Below are 16,275 nucleotides of genomic sequence, written 5' to 3' on the forward strand. Positions count from 1 at the left end.
CGCCACCCCTCACCACCCTCCCCGCGGAGAGGAGAGGAGACGCGCCCCAAAGGGGCGCGGGGAACTGCGCGCCCAGTCACACACCAACGGGCAGCCCGCATACGACGAACAGGGGCACCCCCTCCCCGGCACAAGATCGCGGAGCCCCCCTCATCCGAACTCCGCGCCGGCGGAACTCCGCGTCAGCGGAACTCCGCCTTGCCGGGCCCCTCCTCCACGAAGCTGCGCATACCGATCTCCCGGTCCTCGGTCGCGAACAGCCCCGCGAACCAGTTCCGTTCGATCGCCAGCCCGGTCTCGATGTCGGACTCCAGACCGAAGTCGACCGACTCCTTGGCCGCGCGCAGCGCGATCGCCGGGCCCCGCGCGAGCCGCGCGGCCCAGGCGTGGGCCTGCTCGTAGACCTCCGTGTCCGGCACCACATGGTCGACCAGCCCGATCCGGGCGGCCTCCTCCGCGGTGACCGTCCGCCCGGTGAAGATCAGGTCCTTCGCCTTGGCCGGGCCCACCAGCCGGGACAGCCGCTGGGTGCCGCCGGCGCCCGGGATCAGCCCGAGCAGGATCTCCGGCTGGCCCAGCTTCGCGCCCGCGCCCGCGAACCTGACATCCGCGCACAGCGCCAACTCGCAGCCGCCGCCGAGCGCATAGCCGGTGACGGCCGCGGCGACGGGCTTGGGGATGCGCGCGACAGCGGTGAACGCCTCCTGAAGCCCGCGGGAGCGCGCGACCATCGCGGCGTGGTCCATCTCCCGCATCTCTTTGATGTCCGCACCGGCCGCGAAGACCTTCTCACCGCCGTAGAGCACCACGGCACGTACGTCCGCGCGGCGCCCCGCCTCCTCGGCGAGGTCGCGCAGCAGGTCCTGGGTGGCGATGTCGAGGGCGTTCATCTTCGGCCGGTCGAGCCGGATGGTGCCGACGCCGTCGGCGACCTCGAGGCGCGCGGTGGCGCCGCTGGGTTCGTTGTCCGTCATACAGCGAAGGTTAACGGCCGTTACGCGAAGCAGCCCCGGTGCCGTTCCTCACAACACGGCGCCCCCGGTGCTGATCCTCACAGCACCGGGGCCCCGCGGCGGCAGCCGTCTCGCCTACTGCCGCGCCGTCCACTTCTCCCAGGACATGTTCCAGCCGTTGAGGCCGTTGTCCGGCTTGATCGTCTCGTCCTGGGAGTTCTTGACCTCGACCACGTCACCGACCATCGAGTTCTGGAAGAACCAGGCGCCGGGCGTGCCGTTGGCGCCGCCGCCGCGCATGTCGAACAGGCCGACACAGCCGTGGCTGCCGTTGACCTGGCCGAACTGGGACTGTGCCATCCAGTAGTTGCCGTGGATGAAGGTGCCGGAGGTGCTCAGCCGCATCGCGTGCGGCACGTCCTTGATGTCGTACTCGCCGCCGAAGCCGACGGTGTCCCCGTTCATCCGGGTGACCTCGTGCTTCTCGCTGATGACCATCTTGCCGTTGTACGTGGGGTTGGCCGGACGCCCTGAGGTGATCGGGATGGTCTTGATCTTCTTGCCGTCCCGGGTGACGGTCATCGTCTTCTTCTTCGCGTCCACGACGCTGACCTGCTGCCTGCCGACGGTGAACTTCACCGTCTTGCGCTGCGTTCCGTAGACGCCGTCGGAGCCCTCGACACCGCTGAGGTTGAGATCGACGGTGACCTTCGTACCGGCCTTCCAGTACTCCTCGGGCCGGAAGTCGAGGCGCTGGTTGCCGAACCAGTGGCCCGCCACCTCGACCTGGGGGTCGGCCTTGACGGATATCGCCTTCTCGACGGCCTCGCGGTTGGCGACCGGACGGTTGAAGTTGATGGAGAACGGCATGCCTGCGCCGACCTTGTCGCCGTTCTCCGGCGTGAAGTAGCCGACGAAGGTGTTCTGCGGTACGAACGTGGTGAAGGTGGCGTGCTTGGCCGAGGCGCGGCCCTCGGAGTCCTTGGCGATGGCGTCCACCGTGTACTTCGTCCCGGCCGACAGATGGGTGGAGGGCCGCCACACCGCGCCGCCCTCGGCGAGAGCGCCCTTGACCTTCTTGCCCTTGCTGTCCTGGACGGTCACCTTGGTGAGCTTGCCCTTGGCCGCTGCGACCTTGAGCTCACCGGAGGTCCGTACGCCGTCGGCGCCGTCCTTGGGCGCTACGGTCACCACGGCCTCCGAGGGGCCCTTGGCCGGTTTGTCGGCGTCGTCCTTGCCGTTCGCGCGGGCTCCGGAGCCGCCGCCACCGCCGCAGGTGGTCAGTGTGATCAGCAGTACGACCAGCAGCACGACGAGGCCGACGGCCGAGCCGCCGATGACCTGTGCGCGGCTGTCCCCCCGGATCGCCTCCCACTTGAGCTTGTCCCTGGCCACGGTCTTCAGATCCAAGACGGCCCCATCCTTCGTCCTCACACGGCTTCGCGCACCCGTGTACGCCCCCGAAAACAACGGCGCCGCGCCGCCCGGCGGAACAGCACCTGAACCGGGGCGCGCGTGCGCCTTGTTAGATAACCACACCGAAACGCGACCGAACGGCGCGCTGGGGTCACCGTTCGGTCGCGTTTTTGGGGAGGACGGAAGGAGGCCGGGGCATCGGGCGTGGCCGTCGGGTAGCTCCGCCGGCGCCGCTGCGGCTCACTTGAGGGCCGAGCCCGCCACCCACTTCTCCCAGGACATGTTCCAGCCGCCGAGCCCGTTGTCCGCCGCCACGGTCCGGTCGTGCGACCCGCGGACGGTCACCAGGTCGCCGACCAGCGACCGGCGGAAGAACCGCCCTGCGGGTGACCGCTCGTCACCGCCGCGCTCGTCCTCCAGGCCGATGCAGCCGTGGCTGGTGTTCCGCTCGCCGAACGTGTGGTGCGGCGCCCAGTAGTTGCCGTGCAGGAAGGTCCCGCTGCGGGTGAGCCGCAGCGCGTGCGGGACGTCCTTGATGTCGTACTCACCGCCGAAGCCGACGGTGTCCCCGTTCATCCGGGTCTCCTCGAACTTCTCGCTGATCACCATGAGGCCGTTGTAGGTGGGGTTCTTCTTCGTCCCGGCCGTGATGTCGAGCCGGTCGACGGTGCGCCCGCCGCGCTGGACGGTCAGGGTGCGGCGGTCCACGTCGACGACGCTGCGCTGGTCGCGGCCGATGGTGTACCGCACCTTCTTCTGCTGGGTGCCGTAGACGCCGGGCGCCCCGCGTACGTCGCGCAGCCGCAGATCGAGGGTGACCTCGGTGCCGGGCCGCCAGAACGCGCGGGGCCGGAAGTCCAGCCTGTTGCGCCCGAACCAGTGCGCGGCGACGGGGACACTGGGGCGGGAGGAGACGCTGATGGCGCGTTCCACCGCTGCCCGGTCGGCGATGGGGTGGCTGAACTCGAGGGAGACGATCGTCGCGGTGCCCACCGTCTGCCGGTCCTCGGGCCGGAAGTAGCCCACGAAGCGGTGCGGCGGGACGCGGGTGGAGAAGGTGGCGTGCCGGATCACCCGGTCCCCCTCGCCGTCGATGGCCACCACGTCCAGCACGTATGTGCTCGCCAGCTCCAGCACGGAGCCGGCGCCCCGGCCGGTACCGCCCCGCCCGGAGGCGTTCGCACGGTCAGCGGGCAGCGGGTGCCAGCTGCGCCGGTCGGCGGAGAAGCGGCCCGCGACGGCCCGCCCGGCGTCCTTCCCCTTGCGCTGCATACGGACGCTGCGCAGCTCGCCCTCCGGTACGGAGACCTCCACCCGGGCGCTCGTGGGGACGCTGCGGGAGCCGTCGCGCGGGGTCACACGGATGGCGTCGCCGGGTGGCTTGTTGTCGTCCATGACGCCGCAGCCGGCGGGCGCGGCACACAGCAACGCGAGCCCCACCGCGGCCACCAGGGCGCGCAGCGCCCGCCGCGTCCGCCGCGCCCTGGAGGCGCGCTGGTGCGGTCCCGCGCCGTCTCGTGCCGTCGTGCCCCGTGCGCCCCGACCCATACCGTCCCCGCTCCTGTGCGTACCTGCTGTCCGGTGCGTTTCCGCTGCCGTCTCACCTGGACGAACAGACCAACGAAGCGCATGCGGCGGGGACACCGCGATCACGCTTGTGAGCGAGGTTTCTCCGCCGGCGCGTCAGCGAGGAGACCGACGGCGCGTCAGGGCCGAGACCGACGAGGCGTCAGCGCGAGGCCCACGACGTGTCAGCGACGAGGCCGACCTCCCGTCAGCGACGAGACCGGCGAGCGGGCCGACGCCGGTGCGGCGGAAAACAGTTCGCCCCCGGGCACCCCCGGGCCCACACTGACTGGACGTGACCCCTCCCGATGCCCCGGCGGCCTCCCTCCGTTCCCGTAACTTCGCCCTCTTCTTCACCGGCAGGGCCGTCGCCAAGCTGGGCGACGCCATGCTGCCCATCGCGCTATCGGCCGGGCTGATCCAGCACGGGCACGGTCCTGGCGCCATCGGCGCAGCGCTCGCCTCGCTGACGGTGTTTCTGGCGGGCTTCGTCATCTTCGGCGGTGTCTTCTGCGACCGGTTCAACACCCGGGCGCTGATGATCGGTTCCGATCTGGTCCGGGTGGGCACCCAGGCGGGGATGTCCGCGCTGTTCCTGAGCGGCCATGTGGTGCTGTGGCAGGTGTGCGCGATCGGCGCGGTGAACGGTGTCTGTGCGGGGCTGTTCCAGCCGGGCGTGGCCAGCACCATTCCGCGGGTGGCCGCCGATGTGCAGGGCGCCAACGGGCTGATCCGTACCGCCGAGTCGCTGGCGATGCTGCTGGGTCCCGCGCTGGCGGGTGCGCTGGTGGGAGCGTTCTCGCCCGGCGGTGTGTTCGCCGCGCACGCCGCCACGTACGGGCTCAGCGCGCTCTGTCTGGCGCTGCTGCGGCTGCCGCCGGCGGCGGGGCGCCGGCCGGCGGAACGTCCGGGCTACCGGGCCGATCTGGTCGAGGGGTGGCGTGAGTTCCGGGCCCGCACCTGGATGTGGAGCGTCATCCTCATCTGGATGGTCTACATGGTCACCGTTTCGGGGCCCCTGGTGCCGCTGACCGCCTCCGAGATCATCCCGGCCGAGGGCCCAGGCGTCTACGGCCTGGTCAACTCGGCGCTGGGCGGCGGCACCGCGCTGGGCGGGCTGCTGGCGCTCCGGTTCAGACCGGTACGGCAACTGCGTGCCGGTTCGATCGCGCTGGCCGGCTGCTGCTGTTACCCCGCCGCCGTCGGGCTGGGCCTGCCGCCCGCAGCCATGATGGCGGCGGCCGCCATGTGGGGTGTGGGTGGCGGGGTCTGGAGCGTGATGTGGGCGACCAGTGTGCAGACCCAGGTGCCGGGCGAGATCCTGAACCGTATCCACGCCTACGAAGTTGCGGGCTCCCTCGCCATGATGCCGGCGGGCCAGGCACTGGCTGGCCCCGCCGCGCAGCTGCTCGGCGGCCGTACGGTACTGCTGGCCGGGGGCGTCATCATGGTCGGCGTCAGCGCGGCCCTGCTTGCCGTCCCGGCCGTCCGCAATCTGCGTGCGGTGACCGCCCGTTCGGCGGCGGGCCCCGCCTCCGCCGGGGTCCCTGCACGGGATGTCAGCGCTTAGCGCCTGTCCCGCGGAGCAGCTTGTTCCGGTGAGGGGGTGCCCCTTTCCGAGGTTTGCTGGCTGCGGGGGGATGTGGTTGCTCGCGCAGTTCCCCGCGCCGCTTCGGAGCGCCTTGTTCGCGGAGGCACCCTCTCCCACTTGTCCGTTATGCGGATGCGGGTTTCGTATCAACGAACAGAATCTGGCCAACCTCTGGTCAGAGGGTGACGCCCCAGTGACATGCCCATGCCGAGGGTGGCAGGCTCGCCTGCACGCGATGCGGGGACGTACAGCAGATCGACCGTCAGCCGTACTTCCGTGTGGCGTACCGCAGTTCAGTTCTGCCCGGACGGTTGATCAGCCATGCCGCCCGGTCCCCATGGCAGAAGGAGCCACCGACGTGAGACCCCTCACCTCCAAGCAGCGGATATCCGCCCTCGCCGCCACCGCGGCCCTGGTAGCGGCAGGTGTCACCGCGGGAACCGCAGGCGCGGCGCCCGGCGGCGAGACCTCCGCGAACGGAGCGCTGCCCGCGCAGCTGACCGCTTCCCAGCACACCGAGCTGGTCAAGGCGGCGGACACCGAGGCGGCCAAGTCCGCCGACGCCCGCGCCCTGGGCCTCGGAGCCAAGGAGAAGCTCCACGTCAAGGACGTCATCAAGAACAAGAACGGGGCCACGCACGTCCGTTACGAGCGCACCTACGACGGGCTGCCCGTCCTCGGCGGCGACCTCGTCGTGCACAAAAACGCCAGCGGCAAGCGCACCGGCGCCACCAAGGCGACCAACGCGAAGATCGCAGTCCAGACCTCGGCCTCCGACGCGCACAAGCCCACCACGGCCAAGGCCAAGGGCAGCGAGGCGCCCCGCAAGGTCGTCTGGGCCGGCCACGGCAAGCCCGTGCTCGCCTGGGAGACCGTCGTCGGCGGGCTCCAGAAGTCCGGTGCGCCCAACGAGCTCCACGTGATCACGGACGCGAAGACCGGCAAGAAGCTCTTCGAGTTCCAGGGGATCAAGGAGGGCACCGGCAACAGCCAGTACAGCGGCAAGGTCGAGATCGGCACCTCGGGCTCGGACGGCAAGTTCGAGATGACCGACAAGAAGCGCGGCGGCAACAAGACCACCGACCTCAACGGCGCCCAGGGCGGCGACGGCAAGCTGTTCACCGACGACGACGACACCTGGGGCGACGGCAGCGTCAAGGACCGGGCCACCGCCGGTGTCGACGCGCACTACGGTGCCGGCCAGACCTGGGACTACTACAAGGAGGTGCACGGCCGGGAAGGCATCGCGGGTGACGGCAAGGGAGCGGTCAGCCGCGTCCACTACGGCAAGAGCTACGTCAACGCCTTCTGGGACGACTCCTGCTTCTGCATGACCTACGGCGACGGTGAGGGCGACAAGAAGCCGCTGACCTCGCTGGACGTCGCGGCGCACGAGATGTCGCACGGCGTCACCTCGACCACGGCCAACCTGGAGTACGCGGGTGAGTCGGGCGGCCTGAACGAGGCCACCTCCGACATCTTCGCCGCCGCGGTGGAGTTCCACGCCAACAGCCCGGAGGACGTGCCGGACTACCTCGTCGGCGAGAAGATCGACATCAACGGCGACGGCAGCCCGCTGCGCTACATGGACAAGCCCAGCAAGGACGGCAACTCGCTGGACTACTGGGACACCAACGCCGGGGACGTGGACGTCCACTACTCCTCCGGCATCGCCAACCACTTCTTCTTCCTGCTGTCCGTGGGCAGCGGCAAGCAGGAGGTGAACGGCGTGAAGTACGACTCGCCCACCAAGGACGGCTCGAAGCTGAAGGGCATCGGCATCAAGAAGGCCGAGCAGATCTGGTTCAAGGCGCTGACCGAGCAGATGACGTCGACGACGGACTACAAGGGCGCCCGCGAGGCGACCATCAAGTCCGCCACCGACCTGTACGGCGCGGACAGCGCGGAGGTCAAGGCGGTCAAGGCCGCCTGGACCGGAGTGAACGTCACCGGTAGCTGAGCAGGTACGCACGGACGAAGGAGCCCCATCGCCTGTCAGGCGATGGGGCTCCTTCCTGCACTGGGCCCGCCGGCTCTAGTGAAACCGGCCGCCCTTCACAGCACCCACGAAACCGGCCCAGCCGGTCGCGGGGAAGGTGAGCACCGGACCGTGCGGGTCCTTGCTGTCACGGACGGGGACGACGCCGGGTACGCCGTCGGCGACCTCGACGCAATCGCCGCCTGCCTGGTTGCTGTAGCTGGACTTGCGCCAGGCCGCGTCAGCGACCTCGACGCAGTTGCCGCCCGACTGATTGCTGTAGCTGGACTTGCGCCAGACGACGGCGTCGAGACTGGGATGCGATGCGCGGATCACGGTAGTTGTCCTCCAGGACCGATCGGATCATGCGCGCCGACTGGCGCGGGGACAGAGCGAGTTCCCTGAGCCGATCGTATGACACCGCGAAGGAGCTGACATCGTCCGATTCTTCCACCAGCCATCCGTGGTCGGCACCCTCGGTGTAGGCCACTTCTTTGCCGTTCGGCAGGGTCAGCAACGTGAGTGAGCCGCCCAGCGCCGAATGTCCTCCACTGCGGAACGGCAGCACCTGGATAGTTGCCCGCGGATGCTCTGCCATCTTCAGCAGGTGTTCCAACTGCGCCCGCATCACGTCGTCTTCACCGATGGGGCGCCACAGCACCGACTCGTCGAGGATCGCGCGGTACTCCGGTCCGTCCGGCCTGTTCAGCCGCTCCTGCCGACTCATGCGGGCATCCACGCGCTCTTCCACCTGCATGTCGTCCACCTGCTTCGGATCGAAGCGCAGCAACTCGCGGGCGTAATTCTCGGTCTGGAGCAAGCCGGGCACCACGTGCGCGGCGTACTGGCGGATCGCGTGCGCCCGCTCCGCCAACTCCATGAACCGCCGCGACCAGTTCGGGAACGTCTCCCGCAGTACGTGCGGCAGCAGCTCGATGAGGATTCCGTCTCCGTTGAGTACGTCGTCCAGCCTGCGTGTGAGCGGCAGGGTCGGCTTGGCGCCCGTGCCGAGTTCGAGTTGGGCGATGCGCGAGCTGACGACGTACACCAGCTCGCCCAGTGCCTGCTGGGTCAGCCCCGCCGCGAGTCGCAGGCGCCGCAGCCGCGATCCGTAGACCGCGGCGATGGATTCCGTGGGGTCAATGTCCTTGGCCTTGGCCATCCGAACCACTTCCCTCTCTTACCGCCCCGCCGGGTAAGTCGATTACCCCTGGTGACGGTACCCGTACGTGCTGATGCTTCTCAGCACGATGCCGGTCCCCCAGAGGGCAGTTGGCATTACTGGAGGCATCAGTAATGTCGCGCACCCACGAGGCGACGGTGTCGTTGGACAGCACGCAACTCGCATCCGGACCGAGCGCCGCTCAGTTGAGCGGTGCGAGTCCTTCCCCCTCGCACCCTGCGACCGTCCTCACCGACCGGAGGGTCACCCATTTATGAGCGTCAATGAGCCCGTCCCCGACACCTTCGAGGACACACCCGTCAAGGACCGCGACCCTGACTGGTTCAAGCGCGCCGTCTTCTACGAAGTGCTCGTCCGCTCCTTCCACGACAGCGACGGGGACGGCATCGGCGACCTGAAAGGGCTCACGGCGAAACTTGACTATCTCCAGTGGCTGGGCGTCGACTGCCTGTGGCTGCCCCCCTTCTTCAAGTCGCCGCTGAAGGACGGCGGTTACGACGTCTCGGACTACACCTCCGTGCTGCCCGAGTTCGGGGACATCGCCGACTTCGTGGAGTTCGTGGACGCCGCCCACCAGCGGGGCATGCGCGTCATCATCGACTTCGTCATGAACCACACCAGCGACCAGCACCCGTGGTTCCAGGAGTCCCGGCGCGACCCTGAGGGGCCGTACGGCGACTACTACGTCTGGGCCGACAACGACAAGCAGTACCAGGACGCACGCGTCATCTTCATCGACACCGAGGTGTCCAACTGGACCTTCGACCCGCTGCGCAAGCAGTACTACTGGCACCGCTTCTTCTCGCACCAGCCGGACCTCAACTACGAGAACCCGCTCGTCCAGGACGAGATGATCTCCGCGCTGCGGTTCTGGCTGGACCTGGGCATCGACGGCTTCCGGCTGGACGCCGTCCCCTATCTCTACGCCCAGGAGGGCACCAACTGCGAGAACCTGCCGCAGTCCCACGCCTTCCTCAAGCGCGTACGCAGCATGGTGGACGAGAACTACCCGGACACCGTGCTGCTCGCCGAGGCCAACCAGTGGCCCGAGGACGTCGTCGACTACTTCGGCGACTACGCCAAGGGAGGCGACGAGTGCCACATGGCGTTCCACTTCCCCGTGATGCCGCGCATCTTCATGGCCGTACGCCGGGAGTCCCGCTACCCCGTCTCGGAAATCCTCGCCAAGACGCCGCCCATCCCCTCCGGCTGCCAGTGGGGGATCTTCCTGCGCAACCACGACGAGCTGACCCTGGAGATGGTCACCGACGAGGAACGCGACTACATGTACGCGGAGTACGCCAAGGATCCGCGGATGCGGGCCAACATCGGCATCCGGCGCCGGCTCGCCCCGCTGCTGGACAACGACCGCAAGCAGATCGAGCTGTTCACGGCGCTGCTGCTGTCGCTGCCCGGGTCGCCAATCCTCTATTACGGCGACGAGATCGGCATGGGCGACAACATCTGGCTCGGCGACCGCGACGCCGTGCGCACCCCCATGCAGTGGACGCCCGACCGCAACGCGGGCTTCTCCTCCTGCGACCCGGGGAGGCTGTTTCTGCCGACCATCATGGATCCGGTACACGGCTACCAGGTCACCAACGTCGAGGCCGCCATGAGCTCGCCGAGCTCACTGCTGCACTGGACCCGGCGGGTGATCGAGGTCCGCAAGCAGAACCCCGCGTTCGGGCTCGGCTCCTACGAGGAGCTGTCCTCCTCCAACCCGGCGGTGCTGGCCTTTCTCCGGGAGCTGCGGCTGCCCGACGGCGGTGACGACCTGGTGATGTGCGTGCACAACTTCTCGCGGTTCCCGCAGCCGACGGAGCTGGATCTGCGGGCGTGGAAGGGGAGGGTTCCGGTGGAGCTGATCGGCGGAGTGCGGTTTCCCTCCATCGGTGACCTGCCCTATCTGCTGACCCTCGCGGGGCACGGGTTCTACTGGTTCCGGTTGCGCAGATGCTGATGAGGGGGTGCCACTGGCTGTTGCTTGCAGGCTGCGGCTGCTGTGTCGGCTGGTCGCGCAGTTCCCCGCGCCCCTGAACGGCTGCCCCGCGAAGCTTGGGCAGTCTGCGCCAGGGGCGCAGGGTGGGCAAGCGCAGCCCATTGAGACGTCAGGACTTGCCGGCGACCTCGGGCTGGTCTTGCGAGGGGACCCGCTCAAGGGGCTCGCCCTTGCCCTTGGCGAGGGGCCCATGGTCAGCGGACAGGGTCTGCTCGTCGAACGGGAGGTGCCCCTTCAGCACCTCCCGGACCCGCTCCTTGTCGATCTCCTTGGTCCAGGTGCCGATCAGCACCGTGGCCACCGCGTTGCCGGCGAAGTTGGTCAGGGCGCGGGCCTCGCTCATGAAGCGGTCGATGCCGACGATCAGGCCGACGCCGTCCACCAGTTCGGGGCGGTGGGACTGGAGTCCGCCCGCGAGAGTGGCCAGTCCGGCGCCGGTGACTCCGGCGGCGCCCTTGGAGGCGACGAACATGAAGATCAGCAGGGAGATCTGCTGGCCGATGCTGAGCGGGTTGCCCATGGCCTCGGCGACGAAGATCGAGGCCATGGTCAGGTAGATCATGGTGCCGTCGAGGTTGAACGAGTAACCGGTTGGAACGGTGATGCCGACGACGGGCCTGCTGACGCCCAGGTGCTCCATCTTCGCGATCAGCCGCGGCAGCGCCGACTCGGACGAGGAGGTGGAGAGGATCAGCAGGAACTCCCGGCCCAGGTACTTCAGCAGCGCGAAGATGTTGACGCCGGTGAACAGGCGCAGCACCAGCCCCAGGACGACGAAGACGAACAGGAAACAGGTGGTGTAGAAGCCGATCATGATGACGGCGAGCGACTTCAGCGCGTCCACACCCGTCTCGCCGACCACGGCCGCCATCGCGCCGAACGCACCGACCGGGGCCGCCCACATCACCATCGCGAGCACCCGGAAGACCAGCTTCTGTATGTGCCCGATACCGCGCAGCACCGGCTCCCCCGCCGAGCCCATGGCCTGCAGCGCGAAGCCGACCAGCAGGGCGATCAGCAGGGTCTGGAGCACCTGCTCCTGGGTGAAGGCCGAGACCATGGTGGTGGGGATGATTCCCAGCAGGAACTCCGTCGTGCTCTGGCTCTCCCCGGCCTGCGAGGCGCCCGCGTCCCGCGCGGCGTCCGTCAGATGCAGCCCGTGTCCCGGGTCCAGCACATTGCCGACGACCAGCCCGATCGCGAGGGCGACCAGCGACATCGCCAGGAAGTAGCCGAGCGCCATTCCGCCGACGGCGCCGACCTTGGCGGCTTTGCGCACCGAGCCGATGCCCAGCACGATCGTGCAGAAGATGATCGGGGAGATCATCATCTTGATCAGGCTGACGAATCCCTCGCCGAGCGGCTTGAGCTCGGTGGCCACGCCCGGCGCCGTCAGCCCCAGGATCACGCCCAGCACCACCGCGCCGATCACTGCGATGTAGAGGTAGTGGGTCCGGTCCCGCCTCGGCTGTCCGGCCGGCCGGACGTCCGGCGCTGCGCCCGCGGCCTGCTGCGGTGTCTTCTTCGACACGTCGTCGGCTCCTCGTCTGGGTCACTTCACGATGTCTCCGCGGGAACGCCCTGGTGGACGCTCGATTGCGAATCCGGATCGTGCTGAGTCCCGGCGACTATGCAACACGGTGCGACGTGGGTCACCCTTACGTGCATTACGTGCACGAAACAAGCCACGGCAGACTGAGAGAATGCGCGTTCCCCGCCCCCGCTCACCTGTGCGGTCCCGCCCGCGCAGCCTGGCAGGCCAGCTGTTCGCCATGCAGGTTGTGCTGGTCGCCGTGGTGGTCGCCGGATGCGCGGTGTTCGCGTACGTTTCCGCAACGTCACAGGCGAGGGACGCGGCAACGCACCGTGCCCGGGTCACCACGCAGGCGGTGGCCGATTCTCCCTCCGTCCGCGCGGCCATCCGCTCGGCCGACCCCAGCAAGCGGCTCCAGCCGTACGCGGAGCAGGTGCGCCGCGACACCGGCGTCACCTTTGTGACGATCATGAACACGGACGGCAGGCGGTGGACCCACCCCGACCCCGGGCTGATCGGCAAGCGGTTCGTCGGCCACATCGGCCCGGCGCTCAAGGGCCGCACCTTCGACGAGACCTACACCGGCACCCTGGGGCCCTCGGTACGCGTGGTGACGCCCGTACGGGAGCCGGGCGGCGGCGGACCGGACGGGCGGGGCCGGATCATCGGCCTGGTCAGCGCCGGGATCGCCGTCGACACCATCGGCAGGCAGGTCAGCGCCCAGCTCACCGCGGTACTGGTCGTCGCGGGCGGAGCGCTGGCCCTGGGTGCCGTGGGTACATACGTGATCAACGCCAGGCTCCGCCGCCACACCCATGGGATGAACGCGGCCGAGCTCAGCCGGCTGTACGACTACCACCAGGCGACGCTGCACGCGGTACGCGAGGGGTTGCTGCTGCTCGACGGGCAGGGCCGGGTCGCGCTCGTCAACGACGGTGCGCGCCTGCTGCTCGGGCGGGACGCCGAGGAGCCGCTGGTGGGCCGCAGCGTCACCGGCCTCGGCCTGCCGCCGGAGCTGACCGAGGCGCTGCTGGCCGGGGAGGAGCGGGTGGACGAGGTCCATCTGACCGGCGAGCGGGTCGTCGTCGTCAACTCGGCACCCGTCGACGGCGGCGAGCGGCGCGGCACGGTGGTGACCCTGCGCGACCACACCGAACTGCGCGCCCTGGCAGGCGAACTGGACTCGGTACGCGGCTTCGCCGAGGCGCTGCGGTCCCAGGCACACGAGGCGGCGAACCGGCTGCACACCGTCGTCTCCCTCATCGAACTGGGCCGGGTGGCCGAAGCCGTGCGGTTCGCGACGGAGGAGCTGGAGCTGGCCCAGGCACTGACCGACCGGGTGGTGAGCGCCGTACGCGAACCAGTGCTCGCGGCGCTGCTGCTGGGAAAGGCGGCGCAGGCCAAGGAGCGCGGCGTCGAGCTGGCCCTCAGCCCCGACTCGGCCGTCGAGGACATGGCCGGGCTGCCCGCCCGGGACCTGGTGACGGTGCTGGGCAACCTGATCGACAACGCGGTGGAGGCCGTCTCCCCCGCCGGGCAGGTCACCGTCACCGTCCAGCACACCGCCACGCCCGCTCCCGGCGTGCTCGTCCTCCGCGTCGCCGACAACGGCCCCGGCCTCCCTCCCGCGGCCGGCGCCCGCCTCTTCCAGCGGGACTGGACCACGAAGCCGGGCCAGGGGCACGGCATCGGCCTGGCCCTTGTCCGGCAGACCGCCAACCGGCACGGTGGCGAGGTCGAAGCCCGCGATCTGCCCGGCGGAGGCGCCGAGTTCGAGGTGCGGCTGCCGCTGCGCCACGAGGCACGCTCCCAGGAGGTGCTGCCATGACGCTTCGCGTCCTCGTCGTCGAAGACGACCCCGTGGCCGCCGACGCGCACGCCCTCTACGTCAACCGCGTGCCCGGCTTCGAGGTGGCGGCCGTCGCGCACTCCCGCGCGGAGGCGCTGCGCGCTCTGGAGGAGGCGGCCGCGGGGAAGGCGGGCGGCATCGATCTGATCCTGCTCGACCTGTATCTGCCGGACGGCAACGGCCTGGAACTGCTGCGCTCGCTGCGCGCCGCCGGCCATACGGAGGACGTGTTCGCGGTGACCTCCGCGCGCGATCTGACGATGATCCGCGAGGGTGTCTCGCTCGGAGTCGTCCAGCATGTGCTGAAGCCGTTCACGTTCCGCACGCTCAGCGACCGGCTGCTGCGGTACGCGGACTTCCGGGCCACGGCCGAGACACAGGCCGAGGCGGTCAGCCAGGACGAGGTGGACCGTACCCTGTCGGTGCTGCGCGCCGCGCCCACCGCCTCGACCCTCCCGAAGGGGCTCAGCGCGCCCACGCTCGCGCGGATCACGGCCCAACTGCGGGATGCTGCCGCCGCCGGGCTGACGGCGAGCGAGGCCGCGGCGGCGCTGGGCGTGAACCGGATCACCGCCCGCCGCTACCTCGAACACCTCGTGTCGGCCGGCCGTGCCGACCGACACCAGCGGTACGGCCAAGTGGGCCGCCCGGAGCACCATTACGTGTGGCGGTCGTAACCGACGTGCAGCAAGGGCACCCCCTCCCCAGCCTCAACTGCTCACCCACGCAAGGATATTGACCGCAGCAGGGCACGGGCGCCACCGTACGGGGGACCCGCCTGGTCCGAGGAGGCATGCTCATGCGTCCCACCGCCCCGCAGATGGTCGCCCTGGCCCTCACCACGACCCTCGCCGCCACAGCGCTCACCGCGTGTGGCGGCGGCAGCTCCGGCGACAAGAACACCGTGCGTATCGCCTTCCACAAGGAGACCGACAACAAGGTCACCTTCCGCGACGACTACCTCAAGTTCGTGGCCAAGAAGTTCGAGAAGCGCTATCCCGGCAAGAAGGTCGACCTGGTGCCCATCCAGGCACCGCAGCAGGACTACTACACCAAGATCCAGCAGATGATGCGCTCGCCGAAGACGGCACCGGATCTGGTCTACGAGGACACCTTCCTGATCAACTCCGACATCAAGAGCGGCTATCTGCGCCCGCTGGACAACTACCTGGCCGACTGGGACGACTGGAACCAGTTCGAGCCCGCCGCCAAACGCGCGGCAGGCGGGGCCGACGGGCAGATCTACGGCGTCCCGGACGGCACCGACACCCGGGGCCTGTGGTTCAACAAGAAGCTCTTCAAGAAGGCCGGACTGCCGCAGGACTGGCGTCCCAGGACGTGGAACGACGTGCTGAAGGCCGCCCGCACACTCAAGCGGAAGGTGCCCGGCGTCATCCCGCTCAACGTCTTCGCCGGCAAGGGCGCAGGCGAGGCGACAGCCATGCAGGGCTTCGAAATGCTGCTCTACGGCACCGGAAAGGACCCGCTCTACGACCCGAAGGCCAAGAAGTGGGTCAAGGGCGGCAAGGGCTTCCGCGAGAGCCTGAAGTTCCTCGGCACCGTCTACAGCGAGCGCCTGGGCCCGGATGAGGACCAGGTGGTCGATCCGAACGTCACCACCGATGTCGCCACCCACCTGCTGCCGAAGGAGAAGCTGGCCATCGCGCTGGACGGCTCCTGGCTGAGCCAGTTCTGGGTCAAGACGGGCGGTAAGCCGTGGCCGCAGTGGAAGGAGACGATGGGGCTCGCCCCGATGCCCACCCAGCACGGCGAGGCACCCGGCGAGGTGAGCATGTCCGGCGGCTGGACCTGGTCGATCCCCCGGCACTCCGACAACCCTGACCTGGCCTGGAAGATGATCCGCACCATGCAGACCAAGCAGAACGCCGTCGAGTGGTGCATCCGCGGCTCCCAGGTCGCGGTGCGGCAGGACGTGGCGCGCGACTCGCGCTATCAGAAGTCCATGCCGGGCACAAAGTTCTTCACCCAGCGTGTGCAGCACACCCACTACCGCCCCGCGCTGCCCGTCTACCCCCAGGTCTCGGCGGCCATCGCGGAGGCCACGGAGTCCGTGGCGACCGGTGAGGCCTCGCCGCAGGCCGCGGCGAAGGCGTACGACGAGCAGCTGGACAGCATCGCCGACGGCGCCACCGTCACCAAATGACGGCGGCGGACACCTCGCACGCCCCGCACACCCCACGCC

General features: G+C 69.3%; 12 protein-coding genes. 6 read left to right on the forward strand and 6 right to left on the reverse strand.

The features are described from left to right. Positions 1 to 182: 182 nt before the first annotated feature. From ITI46_RS27200 to ITI46_RS27210, 3 genes are all read right to left on the reverse strand, one after another. The gene (locus ITI46_RS27200) at positions 183 to 974 is read right to left on the reverse strand and encodes an enoyl-CoA hydratase/isomerase family protein (protein ID WP_209242551.1); all 792 of its coding nucleotides are present in this window, start codon (positions 972 to 974) and stop codon (positions 183 to 185) included. Between the two features lie 114 nt (positions 975 to 1,088). Next, a complete protein-coding gene (locus tag ITI46_RS27205; protein WP_209242552.1) occupies positions 1,089 to 2,363 on the reverse strand; it encodes a L,D-transpeptidase in 1,275 nt (424 codons plus the stop codon). Positions 2,364 to 2,609: 246 nt separating this feature from the next. Next, the gene (locus ITI46_RS27210) at positions 2,610 to 3,917 is read right to left on the reverse strand and encodes a L,D-transpeptidase (protein WP_209242553.1); all 1,308 of its coding nucleotides are present in this window, start codon (positions 3,915 to 3,917) and stop codon (positions 2,610 to 2,612) included. A gap of 313 nt (positions 3,918 to 4,230) precedes the next feature. Here ITI46_RS27210 and ITI46_RS27215 point away from each other — a divergent pair, with 313 nt between their 5' ends. Both ITI46_RS27215 and ITI46_RS27220 read left to right on the forward strand, forming a co-directional pair. After that, complete coding sequence (locus ITI46_RS27215; RefSeq protein ID WP_209242554.1) at positions 4,231 to 5,505, forward strand: MFS transporter; 1,275 nt, start codon at positions 4,231 to 4,233, stop codon at positions 5,503 to 5,505. Positions 5,506 to 5,884: 379 nt separating this feature from the next. Further along, a complete protein-coding gene (locus ITI46_RS27220; RefSeq protein ID WP_209242555.1) occupies positions 5,885 to 7,486 on the forward strand; it encodes a M4 family metallopeptidase in 1,602 nt (533 codons plus the stop codon). A gap of 75 nt (positions 7,487 to 7,561) precedes the next feature. Here ITI46_RS27220 and ITI46_RS27225 read toward each other — a convergent pair whose 3' ends face one another. Further along, on the reverse strand, positions 7,562 to 7,840 hold the full coding sequence (locus ITI46_RS27225) for a DUF397 domain-containing protein (RefSeq protein WP_209242556.1): 279 nt from the start codon (positions 7,838 to 7,840) through the stop codon (positions 7,562 to 7,564). After that, a complete protein-coding gene (locus tag ITI46_RS27230) occupies positions 7,746 to 8,666 on the reverse strand; it encodes a helix-turn-helix domain-containing protein (RefSeq protein WP_247746659.1) in 921 nt (306 codons plus the stop codon). The genes ITI46_RS27225 and ITI46_RS27230 overlap by 95 nt, the downstream gene beginning before the upstream one ends. A 274-nt stretch (positions 8,667 to 8,940) precedes the next feature. Between ITI46_RS27230 and treS the strand changes: the two genes are divergently transcribed. Then, positions 8,941 to 10,650, forward strand: a complete 1,710-nt coding sequence (treS, locus tag ITI46_RS27235; RefSeq protein ID WP_209242557.1) for a maltose alpha-D-glucosyltransferase — start codon at positions 8,941 to 8,943, stop codon at positions 10,648 to 10,650. Positions 10,651 to 10,798: 148 nt separating this feature from the next. Here treS and ITI46_RS27240 read toward each other — a convergent pair whose 3' ends face one another. After that, positions 10,799 to 12,220 carry a cation:dicarboxylate symporter family transporter gene (locus tag ITI46_RS27240; protein ID WP_209242558.1) on the reverse strand — a complete coding sequence of 474 codons (1,422 nt, stop codon included), beginning with the start codon at positions 12,218 to 12,220 and terminating at the stop codon, positions 10,799 to 10,801. A gap of 172 nt (positions 12,221 to 12,392) precedes the next feature. On the opposite strand from ITI46_RS27240, the gene ITI46_RS27245 reads away from it, so the two are divergent. The 3 genes from ITI46_RS27245 (at position 12,393) to ITI46_RS27255 (ending at position 16,236) form a co-directional block, all read left to right on the forward strand. Further along, positions 12,393 to 14,051: a sensor histidine kinase gene (locus ITI46_RS27245; protein WP_209242559.1), complete on the forward strand. Its 1,659-nt coding sequence runs from the start codon at positions 12,393 to 12,395 to the stop codon at positions 14,049 to 14,051. Further along, positions 14,048 to 14,749, forward strand: coding sequence for a response regulator (locus ITI46_RS27250; RefSeq protein ID WP_209242560.1), 702 nt, complete (start codon positions 14,048 to 14,050; stop codon positions 14,747 to 14,749). Before ITI46_RS27245 ends, ITI46_RS27250 begins: the two co-directional genes overlap by 4 nt. A 122-nt stretch (positions 14,750 to 14,871) precedes the next feature. After that, the gene (locus tag ITI46_RS27255; protein ID WP_209242561.1) at positions 14,872 to 16,236 is read left to right on the forward strand and encodes an extracellular solute-binding protein; all 1,365 of its coding nucleotides are present in this window, start codon (positions 14,872 to 14,874) and stop codon (positions 16,234 to 16,236) included. Positions 16,237 to 16,275 lie beyond the last annotated feature (39 nt).

This window comes from Streptomyces oryzae (genome assembly GCF_017676365.1).
GTDB lineage: Bacteria > Actinomycetota > Actinomycetes > Streptomycetales > Streptomycetaceae > Streptomyces > Streptomyces oryzae.

Bases quoted from the DNA above. Each gene is read 5' to 3' on its own strand.
- ITI46_RS27200 (WP_209242551.1), bottom strand. From the start codon at position 974: ATGACGGACAACGAACCCAGCGGCGCCACCGCGCGCCTCGAGGTCGCC.
- ITI46_RS27210 (WP_209242553.1), bottom strand. From the start codon at position 3,917: ATGGGTCGGGGCGCACGGGGCACGACGGCACGAGACGGCGCGGGACCG.
- ITI46_RS27230 (WP_247746659.1), bottom strand. From the start codon at position 8,666: ATGGCCAAGGCCAAGGACATTGACCCCACGGAATCCATCGCCGCGGTC.
- treS (WP_209242557.1), top strand. From the start codon at position 8,941: ATGAGCGTCAATGAGCCCGTCCCCGACACCTTCGAGGACACACCCGTC.
- ITI46_RS27245 (WP_209242559.1), top strand. From the start codon at position 12,393: ATGCGCGTTCCCCGCCCCCGCTCACCTGTGCGGTCCCGCCCGCGCAGC.
- ITI46_RS27250 (WP_209242560.1), top strand. From the start codon at position 14,048: ATGACGCTTCGCGTCCTCGTCGTCGAAGACGACCCCGTGGCCGCCGAC.
- ITI46_RS27255 (WP_209242561.1), top strand. From the start codon at position 14,872: ATGCGTCCCACCGCCCCGCAGATGGTCGCCCTGGCCCTCACCACGACC.